Here is a 17,699-nt window from a genome sequence, read left to right as displayed (position 1 = left end):
GCCGGTGCCGAAGATCGACATCGAGGCCTACGCGAAGGGGGTGCTCGACGGGAAGCGCGCGTTCATCGCCCGCGCGATCACCCTCGTCGAGTCCACCCTGCCCGCCCACCGGGTGCTGGCGCAGGGCCTGTTGACGGAGCTGCTGCCGCACGCGGGCCGGGCCCGCCGGATCGGCATCAGCGGTGTCCCGGGGGTGGGCAAGTCCACCTTCATCGACGCGTTCGGCACCATGCTGACGGGTCTGGGCCACCGGGTCGCGGTCCTCGCGGTGGACCCGTCGTCCACGCGTACGGGCGGCTCCATCCTGGGCGACAAGACCCGGATGGAGCGGCTGTCGGTGGACCCGGCGGCCTTCGTACGGCCGTCCCCCTCGGCGGGAACGCTGGGCGGGGTCGCCAAGGCCACCCGCGAGTCGATGATCGTGATGGAGGCGGCGGGCTACGACGTGGTCCTCGTCGAAACGGTCGGCGTGGGCCAGTCGGAGACCACGGTGGCGGGCATGGTCGACTCCTTCCTGCTGCTCTCCCTGGCCCGTACGGGCGACCAGTTGCAGGGCATCAAGAAGGGCGTCCTGGAACTGGCCGACGTACTGGCGGTCAACAAGGCGGACGGCCCGCACGAGCGGGACGCGAAGGCGGCGGCGCGGGAACTGTCGGGCGCGCTGCGGCTGATGCACCCGGTCGACGCGGCCTGGACGCCGCCGGTCCTGACGTGCAGTGCGCGGGAGTCGGCCGGGCTGGACGAGGTGTGGAACCGCCTCGAACAGCACCGGACCCTGCTGGACGCGGGGGGCCGGCTGGCGGCGAAGCGGGCTGCGCAGCAGGTGGAGTGGACGTGGTCGATGGTGCGGGAGGCTCTGCTGGAGCGGTTGCGGGCGGATCCTGCCGTACGGGATGTCTCCCCGGGCCTGGAGGCCGCGGTCCGGGCGGGCACGGTCACGGCCACGTCTGCGGCGGACCGGATCCTGGCGGCGTTCGGCCGCGGCTGACGTGGCGCGTGCGGCGCCGTTGCGGGGGCGCCGCCCCCGAACCCCCGCGCCTCAAACGCCGGCGAGGCTGAAAGACCGGGGCTCCGCCCCGAACCCCGCTCCTCAAACTCCCCCAGCTACCGCTGGGAGGTGCCCCCAGGCGGGGCTGGGTGGTGCGGCGAAGCTGGATTTGCCTGCGTCAGCCGGCAAGCGCCTGCGGGGGCTGGAATGCGCGGAGCGCATTTTCAGCCCCTCCGGCGTTTGAGGAGCGGGTCCGGGCAGAGCCCGGCGGGGTCTGGGGCGGAGCGCCGGGAAGCGCAGCCGCGGGCGGCATTCGGGAGGCGCGGGGTGGGTTAGACCTCGGCCAGGATGGGGCTGGTCGCGTTGAGGGTGAGGCGCAGGATGCGGGTCTGTTCCACCGGGTTGTCGGTGGCGAGGAGCGCGGAGAGGACCGCGATGCGGGCCTGGCCGGCGCGGAGGGTGCCCGTCGGGACGGCTCCGGCGGCCACCAGGTCCACCGCGCCGCCGTGCGTGTAGATCTCGGTGACCGGCCCGGCCATGACCCGCGTGCTCAGCGCGACCAGCACGCCCCGCTCGACGGCGGCCGCCACCGCGTCCACGATCTCCGGGGTGGCGTTGCCCGCGCCGGTGCCGACGAGGACGATGCCGCGCGCGCCCGCCTCGACGGCGGCGTTCAGCAGGAGCGGGTCGCCGTCGGCGTGGTGGACCACGACGTCCACGCGCGGCGGGAGTTCCGGCATCGCCGGCAGCGGGAGCGGGGCCGGGCGCTGCGGGGTGCGCAGGATGGTGACCTTGCCGAAGCCGATCTTCCCGAGCAGTTCCTTCGAGGGGTCCGCGAACGCGTCCAGCTCCACGGCCTGGGTCTTCACGGTGCCCCGCGCGGCGTGGACCCGCCCGGCGAAGGCGATCAGCACGCCGAGGCCGCGGGTGTGCGTGGCGGTCAGCAGCGCGTCGTAGAGGTTGCCCGGCCCGTCCCCGTCGGCGGTGCCCATGGGCCGCTGCGATCCGGTGAACACGACGGAGCGCGGGTCGTGGTGGTGGAGGTCGACGAGGAACGCCGACTCCTCCAGGGTGTCGGTGCCGTGCGTGACGACGATGCCGTCCACGTCGGGGTCGGCGAGCACCTCGTGCACGGTGCGCAGCAGGGTGAGCTGGTGGGCGGTGGTGAGCCGGGGGCTGTTCACGCTGAACAGGTCCACGACCTCGACCGTGATGCCCTCGGGCAGCGGCGCGGTCGCGATGACCTCGCTCCCGTCGGCGTCCGCGGCGAAGCCGGAGCCCTGCCAGCGGCTGGCTATCGTTCCGCCGGTGCTGATGACGACGATCCGTCCCATTGGCCGTGGCCGCCCTTCTCGTAGCTCACTCTTGGTCACTCGCACATATGCGCTCAAAGCAGCAATGATAGAGCGATCTACGCGCAATGTGATTGCGTCTTCCACTCAGCCTGTAACACTGCGTGGGTGATAATTGCGTCATGGACGCCATTGACAGGGATATCTTGCGCGAGCTCCAGGCCGACGGCCGCCTCAGCAACCAGGAGCTCGCCCAGCGCGTGGGACTGACCCCCTCCCCCTGCATGCGCCGGGTGCGCCAGCTGGAACAGGACGGGGTGATCCAGGGCTACCGCGCCGTGATCTCCCCCGAGGCGGTGGGCCGGGGCTTCGAGGTGCTCGTCTCGATCGAGGTGCGCCGCGACCGTGAGGCGGTCGAGGCCTTCGAGGCGGCCCTCCAGGACATTCCCGACGTCATCGAGGCCTACCGCCTCTTCGGCAGCCCCGGCTGCCTGCTGCGGATCGCCGTCGCGGACCTGCGCGCGTACGAGCGGCTGTGGATCGAGAAGCTGACGGCCCTCTCCGGCATCACCGAGGTCAACTCGCAGATCATCATGAAGCGCATCAAGGAACCGAACGGCCTGCCCGTCGACTTCCGCTGACACCCGTGAACGACAGAAGGCAGTACGTCATGAAACCCCTCGGCGCCGGTGATCCGATCCGGCTCGGCCCGTACCGCGTGCTCGGCGTCCTCGGCGAGGGCGGCATGGGCAAGGTCTACTTCGGCCGGGACGACGGCGGGGGCACCGCGGCCGTCAAGGTGCTGCTGCCGGAGCTCGCGCACGACCCGCACCTCGCCCAGCGGTTCGTGCGCGAGGCGCACACCGCCCGGGCGGTCACCAGCGGCGGCGTCGCCCGCGTGCTGAACGCGCGGATCGAGGAAACCGACAGCCGGCCCTGGATCGCGACCGAGTTCCTGTCCGGTCCCACCCTCGACGACGCGGTCCGCGCGTACGGGCCCTTCGGACCCGACGGCGTGCGCGCCCTCGCCGCCTCGCTCGCCGCCACCCTGCGGGACATCCACGCGGCCGGGCTGGTGCACCGCGACCTGAAGCCGGCCAACATCGTGCTCACCTCGAACGGACCGCGCGTCATCGACTTCGGCATCGCGCGCCCCGAGCACGGGCTGACGCTCACCACCACGGGCCAGGTTCCGGTCACCCCCGGGTACGGCGCCCCCGAGCAGGTGCTGGGCCGGCGCGTCGGGCCCGCCGCCGACGTCTTCTCACTGGGCGCGGTGCTGGCGTACGCGGCCACCGGACGGCGGGCCTACGACGGTACGCACGTGGCCGCCGTGCAGTACGAGGTGGTGCACGGGGAGCCCGAACTCGGTTCGGTGCCGCCCGAGTTGCGCACGCTGATCGAGCCCTGCCTCGCCAAGGACCCGGACCGGCGCCCCACCCCCGAACAGATCGCGGGCGCGTTCGCCCCGCCGCCGGGAGCGGACCGGGTCTGGCGCACCGGGCCGCTGGCCCAGGACATCGAGCGCCGGGGAACCGAGGCCGACCGGCAGGCCACCGTCCTCTCGGGAGGTTCCGGGACCGGGCCCTCGCGCCGGGGGCTGCTGCGTACCGGGCTGGTGGCCGGCGGTGTGCTGGCCGCCACCGGCGGGGCCGCGGGCGCCTGGTGGCTGCTGCGCGAGGAGCCGCGGGTGATACCGCCGGCCGGGCTGGCGAAGAACGAGGAGGCGCTGTCCCTGCTGGCCGGGGACCACGGGACGGCTCCGCGCGAGCTGTGGGGTCCGCTGCCCGTGGCGGCCCAGGCGGTGGACGGGGTGGTCACCACCCCGCTGCCCGTGCTCGACGTCGTCGTCTTCGCGGCGAAGGGCGGCGGCCTGGCGGCGCGGCTGACGACCGACGGCAAGGAGAAGTGGCGGTTGCCCGACGTCCGGCCGGCTGCCGGACTCCTCGAACTGCCCGGGTACCTGTTCGTGACCGCGGGCAACGACGGGGCGCTGCGCTGCTTCGAGGGCTCCACGAGCCGGCAGGTGTGGTCGGTGCCGGGCGCCGACACCGGCCGCCTCCTGGCCGCGGACGCGTCGACGGTGTACCTGGTGACGCGCGGCGGGCAGTTGCGCGCCGTGGACACGGAGCGCCGCAAGGTCCGCTGGACGGTGCCGCTGGCGGAGGCCGCCGTACGGGCTCCCGGGCCGCGGGCCGCGACCGGCAAGGGCACCCTGGTGTTCTTCGGTGCCGACGGTCACGTCCTCACGTTCGACACGGCTTCGGGTCGCACGCTCTGGCTGCTCTCCGGGCAGGCGAAGTCCGCCGTGCAGCCGCTCGTCTTGAACGACGACGTCGTCGTCCTCGGCGGGCGCTCCCTCGTGGCCCTGAACGTCGGCACGGGCGTCGACGCGCGGAAGAACAAGTGGAGCAAGAACACGAGTTCCGACGAACCGAGGCAAGGGGCCGGCGGCTGGGGTCCGGCGGTCCTCCAGGGCGGCTACGTACTCGCCATGGACGGTACGTCGCTGTCCCAGGTGTCCATCGACAGCGGCCTGGTCCTTCCGGCGCGCCGGAACGTGCCGGGGCCGATCCCGCACACACCCCCGGTCGTGGAGGGCCGTACGGTCTGGTTCGTCGAGGCGGACGGACGGGGCGTCTCGGCCCACTCCACCATCGACCGCGGCCGCTTCTGGACCTGGTCCCCCGAATCGAGCGGCCCCTGGGGCCTGTCCAGTGCCGGGAACCGGGTGTTCCTCGTCAACGACGGGAAGCTCACGGCCATGCCGACCATCGGCTGAGCCCGCCGGCACCGTCCGGGCCTCCGCCGCATAGGCTCGGGGGCGAGCAGCCGATCGGGGAGAACACGCGCATGGAACGCCTTCGTCAGGACGACCCGTCGCAGGTCGGGCCGTACGCGGTGCTGGGCCGGTTCGACGCCGACTCCGCCGAGCGCACCGTTCCCGAGCGCCGCTACCTCGGGCGCACCGCCGACGGGGAGCGGACCGTCCTGGTCTGCGTGCCCCGGGTCGGCGCCGATCCCTCCCGGTGGGCGATCGAGGCGGAGGGCGCCCGGCGGCTGTCCGTGCCGCGGTTCCTCGGCATCGCGGAGGTGGGCGGCACGGCCGGGTTCCCCTGGTACGCGGCCCCCTACACGCCCGCGCTGTCCCTGCCGGCGGTGCTCGCCGCGTACGGCGGCCCGCTGCCCGAGGACACCGTCCGCCGGCTCGGCGCCGCGCTCGCGGAGGCACTGGCCGCCGCGCACGCCCAGGGGGTGACGCACGCGGGGCTGTCGCCGGCCGCGGTGCTGGTCACCCCGGGCGGGCCGCTGCTGACCTGCGTCGGCGCGGTGCGGGCGGCGGCTCCCGACGGAGTGCGGCGGGCGGGGCTGCCCGGGCTCGACGCCGGGTGCCTGGCCGTGGAACAGGCGTCGGGGGGCCGGCCGGGTCCGCTCGGGGACGTCTTCGCGCTCGGCGCCGTACTGGCCTACGCGTCGACCGGGCACACCGTGCCCGAGCAGAGCGAACTGCCGCCGGGCCTGCGGAGGCTGGTCGGGTCCTGCCTGTCGTCCGACCCGGCGCTGCGGCCGCAGTCCGCGCGGGAGGTGCTGCGCGTGCTCGTGTCCCCGGCGGCGGGCGAAGGCCCGGGCGGGGAGGCGCACCGCCCGGCCGGGGAGACGTACCCGCCGGCCGGGACCGTCCTGGACCACGCGGCCGTGCCGCTGCCGGGCCGGGTGGTCGCCGCGCTCGCCGCCCAGTCCGCCGCGCTGCTCGCCGCGGAACTCCCCGCCCCGCAGCAGCCGTTCGCCTCGCCCCAGAAGGTGCACTGAAACCGATGTCCGTCGCTCCGCCGCGCACCCCTCTCACGCCGCTCACGCCGCTCACGCCGCTCACCCACGACGATCCGCAGGCCCTCGGCGACTTCCGGCTGCTCGCCCGGCTCGGCGGCGGCGGCATGGGCACGGTCTATCTGGCCCGTTCGGCGGGCGGTCGGACGGTCGCGCTCAAGACCGTGCACACCCGGATCGCCGCCGACGCCTCCTTCCGTACCCGGTTCCGGCTGGAGTCGGACGCGGCCCGGGTCATCGGCGACCGGTACGGGGCCCGGGTCTTCGCCTCCGACGCGCTGGCGGCGACGCCCTGGCTGGCCACCGAGTACGTCATCGGGCCGCAGCTCGACGAGGCGGTCCGGCTCGCCGGTCCGCTGCCCGAGGCGTGCGTCCGCTCGCTGGGCGCGGATCTGGCCCTGGCGCTCGGGCAGTTGCACCGCTCGGACGTGGTGCACCGCGACCTCAAGCCCTCCAACATCATGATCACGGCGGCCGGGCCCAAGGTCATCGACTTCGGTATCGCGCGCGCCCTCGGCGATGAGCGGCTGACCGGCACGGGGGCCGCCGCGGGCACCCCCGCCTTCATGTCGCCGGAACAGGCCGGCGGTCTCGAACACTCCCCGGCAGGCGATGTATTCGCGCTGGCCGGCGTGTTGGTCTTCGCCGCGTCCGGGCACGGCCCGTTCGGCGGCGGGCAGGCCGCGGACCTGCTGTACCGGGTGCGGTACGCGGAGCCCGATCTGGGCGGCGTACCGGCGGCGCTGACCGCGCTGCTCGCCCGCTGTCTGGCCAAGGACCCGGCGCAGCGGCCCGCGACGGCCGAGCTGGCCGGGCTGCTCGCTCCCGGCGGCGGCCCGTTCGCGGACGGGCTGCCGCAGCCGGTGCTCGCGGACATCGCCCGGCGCAGCGCGGCGGTGTGGCAGGAGCCGCCGGGGCGGCTGCCTGCGCCCGCCACGGAGCCGGACACCGTGGTCGACGCGGGCGGCGGCATGTCGCGGCGCAGGCTGTTCGCGGTCACGGGCGCGGCGGCCGGCGGGGTGGCGCTCGCGGCCGGGGGCGGGCTGTGGGCCTGGCTCGGCGGCCGCGACGGGGACGGGGGCGGGGCGGATGCCAAGCAGCCCGCCCTGACGCCGCCGCCCGACCCGCTGTGGCAGGACCAGGGGAATCACCCGCCGCTGGTGGGCGGCACCCCGCTGCCGGTGAACGGCATGCTCGTGATGGCCCGCGGGATCACGACCGTCGGGATCTCTCCGCAGGACGGCAAGTACCTGATGGACTTCCACGGGTTCTCGGACGCCTGGCGCGTCGCCACCGACGGCAAGGTCCTGTACGGGGTCAGGAAGCCGGACGCCGGGGACAAGGCCCTCGCGGTGGTGCCCCTGTCCCTGGAGAACGGCAAGGAGCAGGCGCCGCTCGTCCAACTGCCCGCGTACGACGGTACGAACGTGCTCAACCAGATCCTGGGCGTGGACGGCGACACCGTGTTCCTCTGCGCGAAGGCGGCCGGGAACGGCCAGTGGTCCGTGGTGGCGGCGAGCCTGAAGAGCGGCAAGGAGCTGTGGCGGCAGCCGACGGCGGCCCCCACCGCGAACCAGGTGGAGTTGGGGCGCCCGTCCCTCGTCCGTGCCAAGGCCGTGCGCGGCGGGGTGCTGCTGTGGCAGCGGGCCGACACGGGCGACGCCCTGCGGGTGTCCCTGCACGACGCCGGGAGCGGCGCGGAGCGCTGGGCCGTGCCGCTGGAGGCGCTGGGCGCCACACCGGACCAGCCGGCCACGGACGACCAGCACGTGTACGTCGGTGCGCAGACCCTGCAGGCGCTGCGGCTCACCGACGGCAAGCAGGCCTGGTCCTTCGGCGAGGGCCGCGACGTGGGCAAGGTGATCGCCCAGCGCCGGTACGGCATGCCGACGGTCCGCGACGGGGTCGTGTACGCCGTGGAGGGCACCCGCGGCATCGTGGCCCTCGACGCGCGGACCGGCGCGGAGCGTTGGGCGGAGATCCCGGCGGACGGCGCGGCGAAGGGCGCGGGAGACGGCACGGCGGGCAGCACGGCGCAGGACACGGCCCCGAATCGCGAGATCGCCCCGGTGGTGACCGCGAGCCACGTCTACAGCATGGACGCGGCGGGCCTGCGGGCCGTCGACGTCCGTACCCGCCGCGCGGTCTGGCGCTACGAGACGAGCGCCCACCTCCTGTCGCCGGACCCGAACGGGAAGCAGCTCTATCTCCGCGAGAAGGGCAAGCTGATCACCCTCCCGCTGGGGTAGCAGGCGCGGCGAGGCCGCAGGAAGTGCGAACGCCCGTACGCCGACGGCTCGGGGAGCCGTCGGCGTACGGGGTGTTTCGGATCGGCGGTCATCAGCCGGGGATGTGGACCTCCTGCTCCCGGCGCTGCTGGGCCGGGATCGGGGCGCCGAGCACGTGGTTCAGCTTCTCGCCCTCGACGTCCATGTTCGGCAGCAGCCTGTCGAGCCAGCGGGGCAGCCACCAGGCCGACTTGCCGAGCAGCGCGAACAGGGCGGGCACGAGGGCCATGCGGACGACGAAGGCGTCGAAGAGGACGGCGATGGCGAGGCTGAAGCCGACCATCTTGACGAAGACGTTGTCCTCCATGATGAAGCCGGAGAAGACGCTGACCATGATGATCGCGGCGGCGCCGACCACCCGTCCGCCGTAGCGGAATCCGGTGACCACGGCTTCGGAGGGCTGCGCCCCGTGGACGTAGGCCTCCCGCATCCGGGTCACGAGGAAGACCTCGTAGTCCATCGCGAGACCGAAGACCACACCGATCATGAAGATCGGCAGGGTGCTCATGATCGGGCCGGGCTGCTCGACTCCGAAGAAGTCGCCGAGCCAGCCCCACTGGAAGACGGCCACGACCGCGCCGAGCGCCGCGCTCACGGAGAGCAGGAAGCCGAGGGCCGCCTTGAGCGGGACGAGCAGGGACCGGAAGACGAGCACCAGCAGCAGGAAGGCGAGGCCGACGACCAGGCCCAGGTAGGGCAGCATCGCGTCGTCGAGGGTCTGGGAGAAGTCGATGAACAGGGCGGTCTGACCGGTCACCAGGATCTCGGCGCCACCGTTGGCGGACCCGAGGGTGCCGGCGATGTCCCGGATGTGCGCGACCAGTTCCTCGGTCTCGGTCTCGGTGGGACCGGTCTTCGGGATGACGGTGAGTACCGCGGTGTCGCCCTTGTCGTTGGGTGTCGCGGGGGTCACCGTGGCGACGCCCTCGACCGTGCCGAGCTCCTTGCCCACACCCGCGGCGGCGGTCGCCGCGTCCTTGGCCTGGACGGTGACCATCAGCGGTCCGTTGAAGCCGGCCCCGAAGGACTCGGACAGCATGTCGTACGCCTTGCGCTGGGTGGTGTCCGGCGCCATGGTGCCCTCGCCGGGCAGGCCGAGCTGGAGGCTGGCTGCGGGCACCGCGATGGCACCGAGGCTGACGACACCGAAGAGGAGGACGACCAGGGGACGGCGGACGACGAACCGCGCCCAGCGGGTGCCCAGGTTCGGCTTCTGGCGGGCGGCCCGCTTGTCGGCCTTGCGCTGCTGGCGCTCGGAGAGCGGCTTGCCGTAGTACTTCTTGCGCTCCTTGCGGGGCATGACCTTGATCGGCGCGAAGCCGAGGAGCGCCGGGACGAAGGTGGTGGCGATCAGTACGGCGACGGCGACCGTGCCGGCGGCTGCGAGGCCCATCTTGGTGAGCATCGGGATGTTCACCACGCTGAGGCCGGCGAGGGCGACGATGACGGTGAGACCGGCGAAGACGACGGCCGAGCCGGCCGTGCCGACGGCCCGTCCCGCGGCGTCCTGGCGCTCGCGGCCCTCGGCCATCTCGGAGCGGTAGCGGGAGACGATGAACAGGGCGTAGTCGATGCCGACCGCGAGGCCGATCATCAGCGCCAGGGTGGACGTGGTGCTGGAGAGACCGAAGGTGGTGCCGAGCGCGGTGATGGCCGCGCCGCCGATGGCGACGCCGAAGATGGCGGTGAGCAGGGGCATGCCCGCCGCGATCATCGAACCGAAGGTGAGGACCAGGACGATCGCCGAGACCAGGATGCCGATGCCTTCCGCACCGCCGCCCGGGGCTCCGTCGACCTTGACGGCGTCACCGCCGGCCTCGACGGTCAGGCCGGTGGCCCGGGAGTCCTCGAGTGCCTTGTCGAGGCCGTCGTGCGCCGCGTCGGTCACCTTGAGGGCCGTGACGCTGTACGTGGCCACGGCGTAGGCCGTGGTGCCGTCCTGGCTGATGGTGTTGGTCTTGAAGGGGTCGGAGGCCGCGACGACGTCGGGTGCCTTGGCGAGCGCGCCGACCAGGCTCTCGACCTTGGCCTTCTGGGCCGGATCGGTGAGCTTCTCGCCGGCGGGGGCACGGACCACCACGCGGGCGGTCGCGCCGTCCACGCTCATGGCCGGGAACTTCTCCTTCAGCAGGTCGAAGGCCTTCTGCGACTCCGTACCCGGCATCGAGAACGTATCGGTGGGCGGCGGCGGAGCGACGGAGGCCGCGAAACCGGCCCCGACGACGACGGCGAGCCACAGCAGTGTCACCAGGCCTCGACGCCTGAAGGCGAATCGGCCCACTTTGTAAAGGAAGGTGGCCATAGCGAAAAGAACTCCTGTTTGAATCGGTACCGCGAGCTGCGGCGGGTGTTTCCGGTGGGGACGGACGGCCGGTCAGTACGGCCGGCCACGGACCTGCCCGCCGGCCCGGGCGGGCCGGCCGGCCGAAGCAGGCGAAGAGGCGAAGCAGACGAGGCGTCAGCGGCACGTTTTCCACGACGTCGAGCTGATGACGCCATCATGGCACACATATGGCGCCACTGTCGCGCCACATCTGAGCCAGAGCGGCAGTCTGGCCGAAAGGCGCTGCCCGTTCGGTCGGGTTACGGATCTTCCGGCGCGCGCACGCACACCGCGCCCACCTGGGCCGCGACGGCCGGGGTCTCCCCCAAAACACGGTAGACACAAGGCCCTTCGGGCCATCGTGTTCCGGCCTGCGCCCATCAGACCCTCCTGCCGGCGACGGCGGCACCGGCTCGGCCGGCATGGCGCCACCGTGGCACCATCGCGCGGCTCACAGCGGCACCTCCGCCTCGTCCAGGTCCGGCACGATCACCGTGCCGACCCCTTCGTCCGCGAACATCTCCAGCAGGACCGCGTGCGGAACCCGTCCGTCGATCACCCGGGCCATCTCGACACCGCCCCGCACCGCGTGCAGGCAGCCGGTCATCTTGGGGACCATGCCGTCGGCGAGTTCCGGCAGCAGCTTCTCCAGTTCGCGGGCGGTGAGCCGGTCGATGACCTCGTCGCTGAGCGGCCAGCCCGCGTACAGGCCCTCGACGTCGGTGAGCATGATCAGTTCCTGGGCGCCCAGCGCGGTGGCGAGCGCCGCGGCCGCGGTGTCGGCGTTGACGTTGTAGACGTGGCCGTCCTCGGCGCTGCGGGCCACGGGCGAGACCACCGGAATACGGCCGTCCGCCAGCAGGGCCTCGATGGCGCCGGTGTCCACCCGGGAGATGTCGCCGACCCGGCCGATGTCCACGGGTTCCCCGTCGATCCACGGCACGTGCCGGGTCGCGGTGAGGGTGTCCGCGTCCTCGCCGGTGATGCCGACGGCGAGCGGGCCGTACGCGTTGATCAGTCCGACCAGTTCGCGCTGCACCTGCCCCGCGAGCACCATCCGGACCACGTTCATGGCGGGCGTCGAGGTGACCCTGAGCCCTGCCTTGAACTCGCTGGCCAGGCCTCGCCGTTCGAGCTCGGCGCCGATCTGCGGACCGCCCCCGTGGACGACCACGGGCTTCAGCCCGGCGAAGCGCAGGAAGACCACGTCGCGGGCGAAGGCGGCGGTCAGGGCCTCGTCGACCATGGCGTGCCCGCCCAGCTTGATGACGACGGTCCGGTCCTGACGGCTGGTCAGCCAGGGCAGCGCATCGCCCACGGACTGCGCCTTGGCCAGGGCGGGATGCAGACGGGTCGTCATGAGAACCTCGCGCGCAGGGTGAAGATGACGCCGGCCGCGTGGGTGACGCTCATCGGCACAACTCCTTCTGTGGAGGACTCAGAGCTCCCGGAAAACGTGAATTCCCGCGGGTGGAAGGCCGCGGTCACCGGTCCAGCATCGCGCGATGGAAGGGCCCACCGGAAGCCCATTTCGCGGAACTCGGTGCAGAACGCAGAAGATTCGGGGCAGTGTGTCAGCGCTGTCCCGTCAACAGGACGGCGGGGGTAAGAGTGACGACGACGGGTGGAGCGCTTCATGGGCACACCGGTCTCCACGGGGCGCCCGAAAGGTGCCATGATCGGGCATGGCGGTCTCGCCAACTCCATCCCCACTAACGGATGACGATCCGTTTCCCGCCCGGGAAACGGATCGTGAACGGCTTGAATTGGAGTGCATTCATGAGCAGCAACCCGTTCGACGACGCCGACGGCCGGTTCTACGTCTTGGCCAACGACGAGGAGCAGCACTCGCTGTGGCCTTCGTTCGCCGAGATCCCGGCCGGCTGGCGCATCGTATTCGGCGAGGAAAGCCGCCAGCTGTGCCTGGAGCACGTCGAGGCGAACTGGACCGATCTGCGCCCGAAGAGCCTGCGCGACGCGATGGCCGCCGACTCGGTTTCCGTAGGCGCCGCGTGAGGTGAATGCGGCATTCCACGGAATGACCGAAGACGGACGAAGGGTGGGCCCCGGTGCTGGACGAACAGCACCGGGGCCCACCCTTCGGCGTGGTGGGGCGGAACGCCGGATCAGGCCCGGCCGGCCGCGCCCGCGACCTCGACGGTACGGGCCACGGCCTGCTCCTGTTCGGCCCGCCGCAGCACGATGGAGTCGGCGATCTCGCCGCTGCGCACCGCGATGTTCGACAGCAGGGACGAGGACAGCCCGTGGGTGTGCTCGGTGCCGCCCTGGAGGTAGATCCCGCAGGACGGTCCGGTCGCGGTGACGAGCCGGTAGTCGCGCTCCACCCGGTGGCGGCCGCTCACGTCCCGCAGGAAGTGGCGGTCGAAGTCGCCGAGCAGGCGGGCCGGGTCCATGCCCTCGTAGCCGGTGGCGAAGACGAGCGCGTCGACGTGCAGTTCCTGGGGCTCGCTGTCGAGCAGCGAGTTCAGGGTGATCCGCGTGTCGCTGCCGGCCCGCGTGACCTCCGCGACCCGGGTGAGGTTGAGGAAGTGCAGCCGCTTGCTGCCGCGCACCTCCTCCTCGTACGAGCGCTGGTGCAGGTCGCGGATCACCTCGTCGTCGACCACCGAGTAGTTCGTGTTCCGGTGGTAGTGCCAGAAGGCCTCCCGCGCCTGGTCGGTGCCGAAGTAGTACTCGTCGACCGCGGCCGGGTCGAACACCTGGTTGGCGAAGGGCGTGTCGTCCGCGACGGAGTACCCGTAGGACGGGATGACCGCCGAGACGCGCGCGTGCGGAAGCCTGTCGTACAGGAACCTGGTGATCTCCGCGGCGCTCTGGCCGGCGCCGACCACCGCCACGCTCCTGAGCCCCTGGGGGTCGAGGCCCTGGAACTTCTCCAGGAACTCGGAGCTGTGCCAGACCCGTTCGTCGCGCGCGACCCCGGCCGGCATGCGCGGCACCAGGCCCGTCGAGATGGTCACGTTGCGCGCGCGGACCTGGCGGACGCCGCCGGCCGCGTCGCGGACCTCGAGCCGCAGGTGCTCGGGGGTCCCGGACCCGGTGTCCTGTGAAGGCCGGATCGCGGTGACCTCGGATCCGTAGGAGACGCGGTCGGAAAGGCCCGACGCGGCCCATTCCAGGTACTGGTGGAATTCCTGCCGGGTCGGGAAGAAGTCCTGGTTGTTCACGAACTGGACCAGTCGGCCCGCGGCGTGCAGATAGGACACGAAGCTGAACCGGGACACCGGATTGCGGAAGGTGGCCAGGTCCTTCAGGAACGAGATCTGCATCGTCGTCGACGGCAGCAGCATGTTGCGGTGCCAGCCGAAGGCAGCCTGCCGCTCGAAGAATGCGGCCTTGACCGGATGCTCCGGAACATTGGCCCGGTGCTCTTCCAGAGCGATCGCGAGCGACAGGTTGGACGGGCCGAAGCCGATGCCGACCACGTCGTATATCTCGTGGTTATGCGTACCCGTTGTACCCATAGACAATTCTCCCGCTAGCGTCTTGGAATCTCGACCGGTGATCCGGGAGACCTCTATTCAGTATTGCGCCGGAGAACCACCCGGCGCCAACCTGAAGACGTCAAGAAGACGATCCCGGCGGCCCCGTGCGGGCCGAATACCGAATACCCCTGTCCGGCCGACGGGACAGCGGTATGGTCGGTCCGGATTTCCATGTCCTCACGCAATACGCCGACCGAAAGGGTGAATTCCGGATGTTCGTCCCCAGTAACTATCGCGAACCGGACGGTTCGTGGATGACCGATCTGATACGAGACAATCCACTGGCCATGGCGGTGACCAACGGGACGGCGCAAGACGGCCCCTTCGCCACGCACCTCCCGGTCATCGCGGACCCGCAGGCGAATGAGGAATGGTCGGACGATCTGTCCGGCGGCATTCTGCTCGGGCACATGAACAGGGCCAATCCGCACTGGAAGGCGCTGGAAACCGGAAGCCTCGTCCTGCTGACCTTCACCGGCCCGCACTCCTATGTCTCACCGACGGTGTACGAGAAGTCGCCGGCCGCCCCGACGTGGAATTTCACCTCGGTGCACGTGCGCGGTGTCGTGGAGAAGATCGACTCGATCGAGGAGTCGATGGAAGTCGTGCAGTCGACCGTGCGCGCCTTCGAGGAGTCCAAGTTCGGCACCGGCTGGGACATGTCCGATTCCCTCGGCTACTTCCGGCAGATCGTGCCCGCCGTCGGCGCCTTCCGGGTCCTCGTCTCGGGGGCCGAGGGCATGTTCAAGCTCAGCCAGGAACAGCCCTCCGAGGTCCGTGGCCGCGTGCTGGACTCGTTCACGCACAGCCCGTGCACCCGGCAGCGCGACACGGCCGACCTGATGCGCCAGCTGCCCTGACCGGCACGGTCGGCCCCAGCCTTCAGGGCCCACACTCCCGACGGAGTGCGGGCCCTGTGACGCGCGCCGCCGAAGCGGTCAGGCGGTGATGGCCGGCCGGTCGGACCGCGCCGGTCCGCCGGGCTCCGCCGGCCCTTCGAGTTCCGCGGGCCCATGGCCGTCCTCCTCCCGCTTCTCCAGCTCCTCCAGTGCTTCCAAGGCCTCCTTGGCCGCGCTGTCCAGGGTCACCAGCACCCAGCGCTCGAAGTCGACGCCCGCCTGCTCCGCGGCCTTGTGCCACCACTGGAGCCGGCTGCCGGGCACCTCCAGCCGGCGCGTCGGCTCGGCGGGCATCCTGACCTGCGCCTCGTCCTCGCGCGCGGCGCGGATGGCGCTCCGCAGCTGCTTGGTGGTCCACTTGCGCTGCTCGGCCCGGTCCAGCCAGGCCTCCTGCTCCTCGTGCGGCAGGGAGGCCAGCTCGGCGTGGTGCTGGAAGCTGAGGGCGCCCCGCCGCCGGCTGAAGTCGAACCGGCGGGAGACCCAGGCGTAGTTGCGCAGGGTCTGGTACTGCAGCCCGGCGGCGCGGATGCCGCGCTGGTAGCGGTCGGTGTAGTGGTCCTTGCCGTATACGAGCCAGTCGCCCAGCCACCACGAGGAGGAATCAACGATTCCGGACAGCTGGCGGCCGGCCTTCTCCCAGTCGTCGAAGGACATCCCCGCCGGCATCTGCAGGCCCACCTTCGTGGTCAGCACCTGGCCACGACGCGGATCCTCACCCATGGCCCGCCGCTGCCTCGGCGCCAGGTCGGGGCTCGTACGGATCTGCCCGATTCTCGATCCCTCGATGTCGCTGGCCTGAATCGCCATCATGCCTCCATGTGAAGGGTCCACAGAACAGGTGTGGAGGCTCCCAGCCCGTGCTAAAGGCAGGCCAAAGCGGCCGGACGGAGGCCCGTCCCGCCGGCGCGGGCCCTGCGGGCCGTCCCGTCGACGGGACAGCGTCACGGAGTCCATCGAACAATTGAACAACCGCTGCCCGTTGTCGGCGGCTTTCTGTTCTCCGCCTCCCCGGCGGAGGGTATGTTCATTCTCGGCCAGAGTTTCTTCGCTGCGGCACATCAGAATTCCATCGCCGCCGGCTCGGCTCGTTCGCGAGGCACTTGTTCGCGCAGCACTTGCTCGCAAGGCATCAGAGGTAAAAGCGGGGCGGTCCTGTCCGCATATCCACGCGCCCGCACCGCGCCTCCCCCATTCAGCTCATCCAGTCAATTCAGCAGGAGCAGGAGGATCGGAAATGACGCAGCGCGGGGCCGAGCACCGGCTTCTGATCACCTGACCGCCGAACACAACGGGGAGGACACGCATGAAGCACCGCAGCGCCGGCCCGCTGGGCCCGCTTCCGGAGTTCCTTGGGCAGTACATGGCCGGGGAGGGGCAGGTCCCGGACGGCATCGACGTCGTCCCGTTCTTCACGCCCGCCGGGGACAAGATGTGGCTCGTGTGCGACTACGCACTGGCCCGCAAGGTCCTGACGGACCAGCGGTTCAGCCGGGCCGAGGCCGTCACGCCGCACGCGCCGAAGCTCAACGACGCCCAGCCCGTGCCGAATTCGATGATGAGCATGGACGGGGCCGATCACTCCAGGCTGCGGCGCGTCGTGACCCGGGCGTTCACCACCGGCCGGACCAACGCGATGGCGCCGGCCGTCGAGGAGCTCGCCGACCGGTACCTCGACGCCATGGCCGCGGCGGGCCCGGGCACCGACCTGATCGAGGCGCTCGCGGCGCCCCTGCCGCTGGCCGTCCTGTGCTCGCTGCTGGGCGTTCCGCCCGAGGACAGCGCCCGGTTCCGCGACTGGGTCGAGGTGCTCTTCGACATCTCCGCCAGCACCCCGCAGGAGAAGGCCCGCCGGCGGCTCGAACTCATCGACTACATGGCCGACTTGATCGACCGCAAGCGCCGCCGTCCGGAGGACGACCTGCTCACCTCCATGATCGGGGCGCACGAGCAGGGCGACCTGTCCATGGGCGAGCTGCTCACCATGGGGCTCACCCTCCTGATGGCCGGCTACGAGACCGTCGTCGGGCAGATCGGCACCTCGGCGCACGCCCTGCTGCGCGACCCCGCCGCGTACGGGGAGCTGTGCGAGCAGCCCGACCGGCTGGCCCCCACGGTCGAGGAGCTGCTGCGGCTGACCCCCTCCACCCCCATCAGCTTCCCCCGCGTCGCGGTGGAGCCGGTCCCGCTCGGCAGCGTCACGGTCCAGGCCGGGGAAGGCGTCATCGTCTCCCTGCTGCACGGGAACCGTGACGGCAAGACGTTCGCGGACCCCGAACTGATGGATCCGCAGGGGCACGACGCCGCGCACCTGACGTTCGGTCACGGGGTGCACCGCTGTCTCGGCGCGCCGCTGGCCAGGCTCCAGCTGCAGATCGTCCTGGAGCGCCTGGTGCGGCGGTTCCCCACCCTCCGCCTGGCCCCCGGCCCAGACGCCGTGGTCTGGAAGGACGGCCTCGGCACGCGCGGGCTGTCCCGGCTGCGGGTGGAGTGGTAGCCGCTCCGCGCAGGCCGGTCGTACAGGCGGGTCGCCTCCCGGGTGTTCCGGGCGTCCCCCATCAAGTGCTGCTCCCTGGAA

13 protein-coding genes are annotated in these 17,699 nt (G+C 71.9%); 8 read left to right on the top strand and 5 right to left on the bottom strand.

Annotated elements, in window-relative coordinates:
• The first annotated feature begins 4 nt into the window (after positions 1-4).
• Entirely contained in the window at positions 5-988 is a 984-nt protein-coding gene (gene meaB, locus ACFYZ4_RS17910) for a methylmalonyl Co-A mutase-associated GTPase MeaB (RefSeq protein WP_351287362.1), read from the top strand.
• 332 nt (positions 989-1,320) lie between these two features.
• Here the strand turns inward: meaB and ACFYZ4_RS17905 are convergent, their stop codons facing one another.
• Positions 1,321-2,322, bottom strand: a complete 1,002-nt coding sequence (locus tag ACFYZ4_RS17905; RefSeq protein WP_351287361.1) for an asparaginase — start codon at positions 2,320-2,322, stop codon at positions 1,321-1,323.
• A 140-nt stretch (positions 2,323-2,462) separates the two neighbouring features.
• Here ACFYZ4_RS17905 and ACFYZ4_RS17900 point away from each other — a divergent pair, with 140 nt between their 5' ends.
• The 4 genes from ACFYZ4_RS17900 (at position 2,463) to ACFYZ4_RS17885 (ending at position 8,357) form a co-directional block, all read left to right on the top strand.
• Positions 2,463-2,921, top strand: a complete 459-nt coding sequence (locus ACFYZ4_RS17900) for an Lrp/AsnC family transcriptional regulator (protein WP_030722766.1) — start codon at positions 2,463-2,465, stop codon at positions 2,919-2,921.
• A 5-nt stretch (positions 2,922-2,926) separates the two neighbouring features.
• Positions 2,927-5,062, top strand: coding sequence for a protein kinase (locus ACFYZ4_RS17895; protein ID WP_390784306.1), 2,136 nt, complete (start codon positions 2,927-2,929; stop codon positions 5,060-5,062).
• Between the two features lie 71 nt (positions 5,063-5,133).
• Entirely contained in the window at positions 5,134-6,090 is a 957-nt protein-coding gene (locus tag ACFYZ4_RS17890; protein ID WP_390784305.1) for a serine/threonine protein kinase, read from the top strand.
• 5 nt (positions 6,091-6,095) lie between these two features.
• Positions 6,096-8,357 (top strand): protein kinase, encoded by a 2,262-nt coding sequence (locus ACFYZ4_RS17885; protein WP_390784304.1) that lies wholly within the window; start codon positions 6,096-6,098, stop codon positions 8,355-8,357.
• 91 nt (positions 8,358-8,448) lie between these two features.
• Here the strand turns inward: ACFYZ4_RS17885 and ACFYZ4_RS17880 are convergent, their stop codons facing one another.
• The gene (locus ACFYZ4_RS17880) at positions 8,449-10,698 is read right to left on the bottom strand and encodes an MMPL family transporter (RefSeq protein WP_384340389.1); all 2,250 of its coding nucleotides are present in this window, start codon (positions 10,696-10,698) and stop codon (positions 8,449-8,451) included.
• Between the two features lie 472 nt (positions 10,699-11,170).
• Positions 11,171-12,079 carry an acetylglutamate kinase gene (gene argB / locus ACFYZ4_RS17875; RefSeq protein WP_351302016.1) on the bottom strand — a complete coding sequence of 303 codons (909 nt, stop codon included), beginning with the start codon at positions 12,077-12,079 and terminating at the stop codon, positions 11,171-11,173.
• A gap of 419 nt (positions 12,080-12,498) precedes the next feature.
• On the opposite strand from argB, the gene ACFYZ4_RS17870 reads away from it, so the two are divergent.
• Positions 12,499-12,735, top strand: coding sequence for an MbtH family protein (locus ACFYZ4_RS17870; protein ID WP_351302013.1), 237 nt, complete (start codon positions 12,499-12,501; stop codon positions 12,733-12,735).
• Positions 12,736-12,845: 110 nt separating this feature from the next.
• Here ACFYZ4_RS17870 and ACFYZ4_RS17865 read toward each other — a convergent pair whose 3' ends face one another.
• Complete coding sequence (locus ACFYZ4_RS17865; RefSeq protein ID WP_351302010.1) at positions 12,846-14,204, bottom strand: lysine N(6)-hydroxylase/L-ornithine N(5)-oxygenase family protein; 1,359 nt, start codon at positions 14,202-14,204, stop codon at positions 12,846-12,848.
• A 173-nt stretch (positions 14,205-14,377) separates the two neighbouring features.
• Here ACFYZ4_RS17865 and ACFYZ4_RS17860 point away from each other — a divergent pair, with 173 nt between their 5' ends.
• Positions 14,378-15,085, top strand: a complete 708-nt coding sequence (locus ACFYZ4_RS17860; RefSeq protein WP_351302007.1) for an FMN-binding negative transcriptional regulator — start codon at positions 14,378-14,380, stop codon at positions 15,083-15,085.
• Positions 15,086-15,163: 78 nt separating this feature from the next.
• Here ACFYZ4_RS17860 and ACFYZ4_RS17855 read toward each other — a convergent pair whose 3' ends face one another.
• Entirely contained in the window at positions 15,164-15,934 is a 771-nt protein-coding gene (locus tag ACFYZ4_RS17855; RefSeq protein ID WP_351302004.1) for an LmbU family transcriptional regulator, read from the bottom strand.
• A gap of 493 nt (positions 15,935-16,427) precedes the next feature.
• Between ACFYZ4_RS17855 and ACFYZ4_RS17850 the strand changes: the two genes are divergently transcribed.
• Complete coding sequence (locus ACFYZ4_RS17850) at positions 16,428-17,618, top strand: cytochrome P450 (RefSeq protein WP_351302001.1); 1,191 nt, start codon at positions 16,428-16,430, stop codon at positions 17,616-17,618.
• The last annotated feature ends 81 nt before the right edge of the window (positions 17,619-17,699 follow it).

It is taken from the genome of Streptomyces sp. NPDC001513 (assembly GCF_042894695.1).
GTDB lineage: Bacteria > Actinomycetota > Actinomycetes > Streptomycetales > Streptomycetaceae > Streptomyces.
This window is presented reverse-complemented; position numbering and strand designations above follow the sequence as displayed.

Bases quoted from the DNA above. Each gene is read 5' to 3' on its own strand.
- ACFYZ4_RS17905 (WP_351287361.1), bottom strand. From the start codon at position 2,322: ATGGGACGGATCGTCGTCATCAGCACCGGCGGAACGATAGCCAGCCGC.
- ACFYZ4_RS17900 (WP_030722766.1), top strand. From the start codon at position 2,463: ATGGACGCCATTGACAGGGATATCTTGCGCGAGCTCCAGGCCGACGGC.
- ACFYZ4_RS17890 (WP_390784305.1), top strand. From the start codon at position 5,134: ATGGAACGCCTTCGTCAGGACGACCCGTCGCAGGTCGGGCCGTACGCG.
- ACFYZ4_RS17885 (WP_390784304.1), top strand. From the start codon at position 6,096: ATGTCCGTCGCTCCGCCGCGCACCCCTCTCACGCCGCTCACGCCGCTC.
- ACFYZ4_RS17880 (WP_384340389.1), bottom strand. From the start codon at position 10,698: ATGGCCACCTTCCTTTACAAAGTGGGCCGATTCGCCTTCAGGCGTCGA.
- argB (WP_351302016.1), bottom strand. From the start codon at position 12,079: ATGACGACCCGTCTGCATCCCGCCCTGGCCAAGGCGCAGTCCGTGGGC.
- ACFYZ4_RS17870 (WP_351302013.1), top strand. From the start codon at position 12,499: ATGAGCAGCAACCCGTTCGACGACGCCGACGGCCGGTTCTACGTCTTG.
- ACFYZ4_RS17865 (WP_351302010.1), bottom strand. From the start codon at position 14,204: ATGGGTACAACGGGTACGCATAACCACGAGATATACGACGTGGTCGGC.
- ACFYZ4_RS17860 (WP_351302007.1), top strand. From the start codon at position 14,378: ATGGTCGGTCCGGATTTCCATGTCCTCACGCAATACGCCGACCGAAAG.
- ACFYZ4_RS17855 (WP_351302004.1), bottom strand. From the start codon at position 15,934: ATGATGGCGATTCAGGCCAGCGACATCGAGGGATCGAGAATCGGGCAG.
- ACFYZ4_RS17850 (WP_351302001.1), top strand. From the start codon at position 16,428: ATGAAGCACCGCAGCGCCGGCCCGCTGGGCCCGCTTCCGGAGTTCCTT.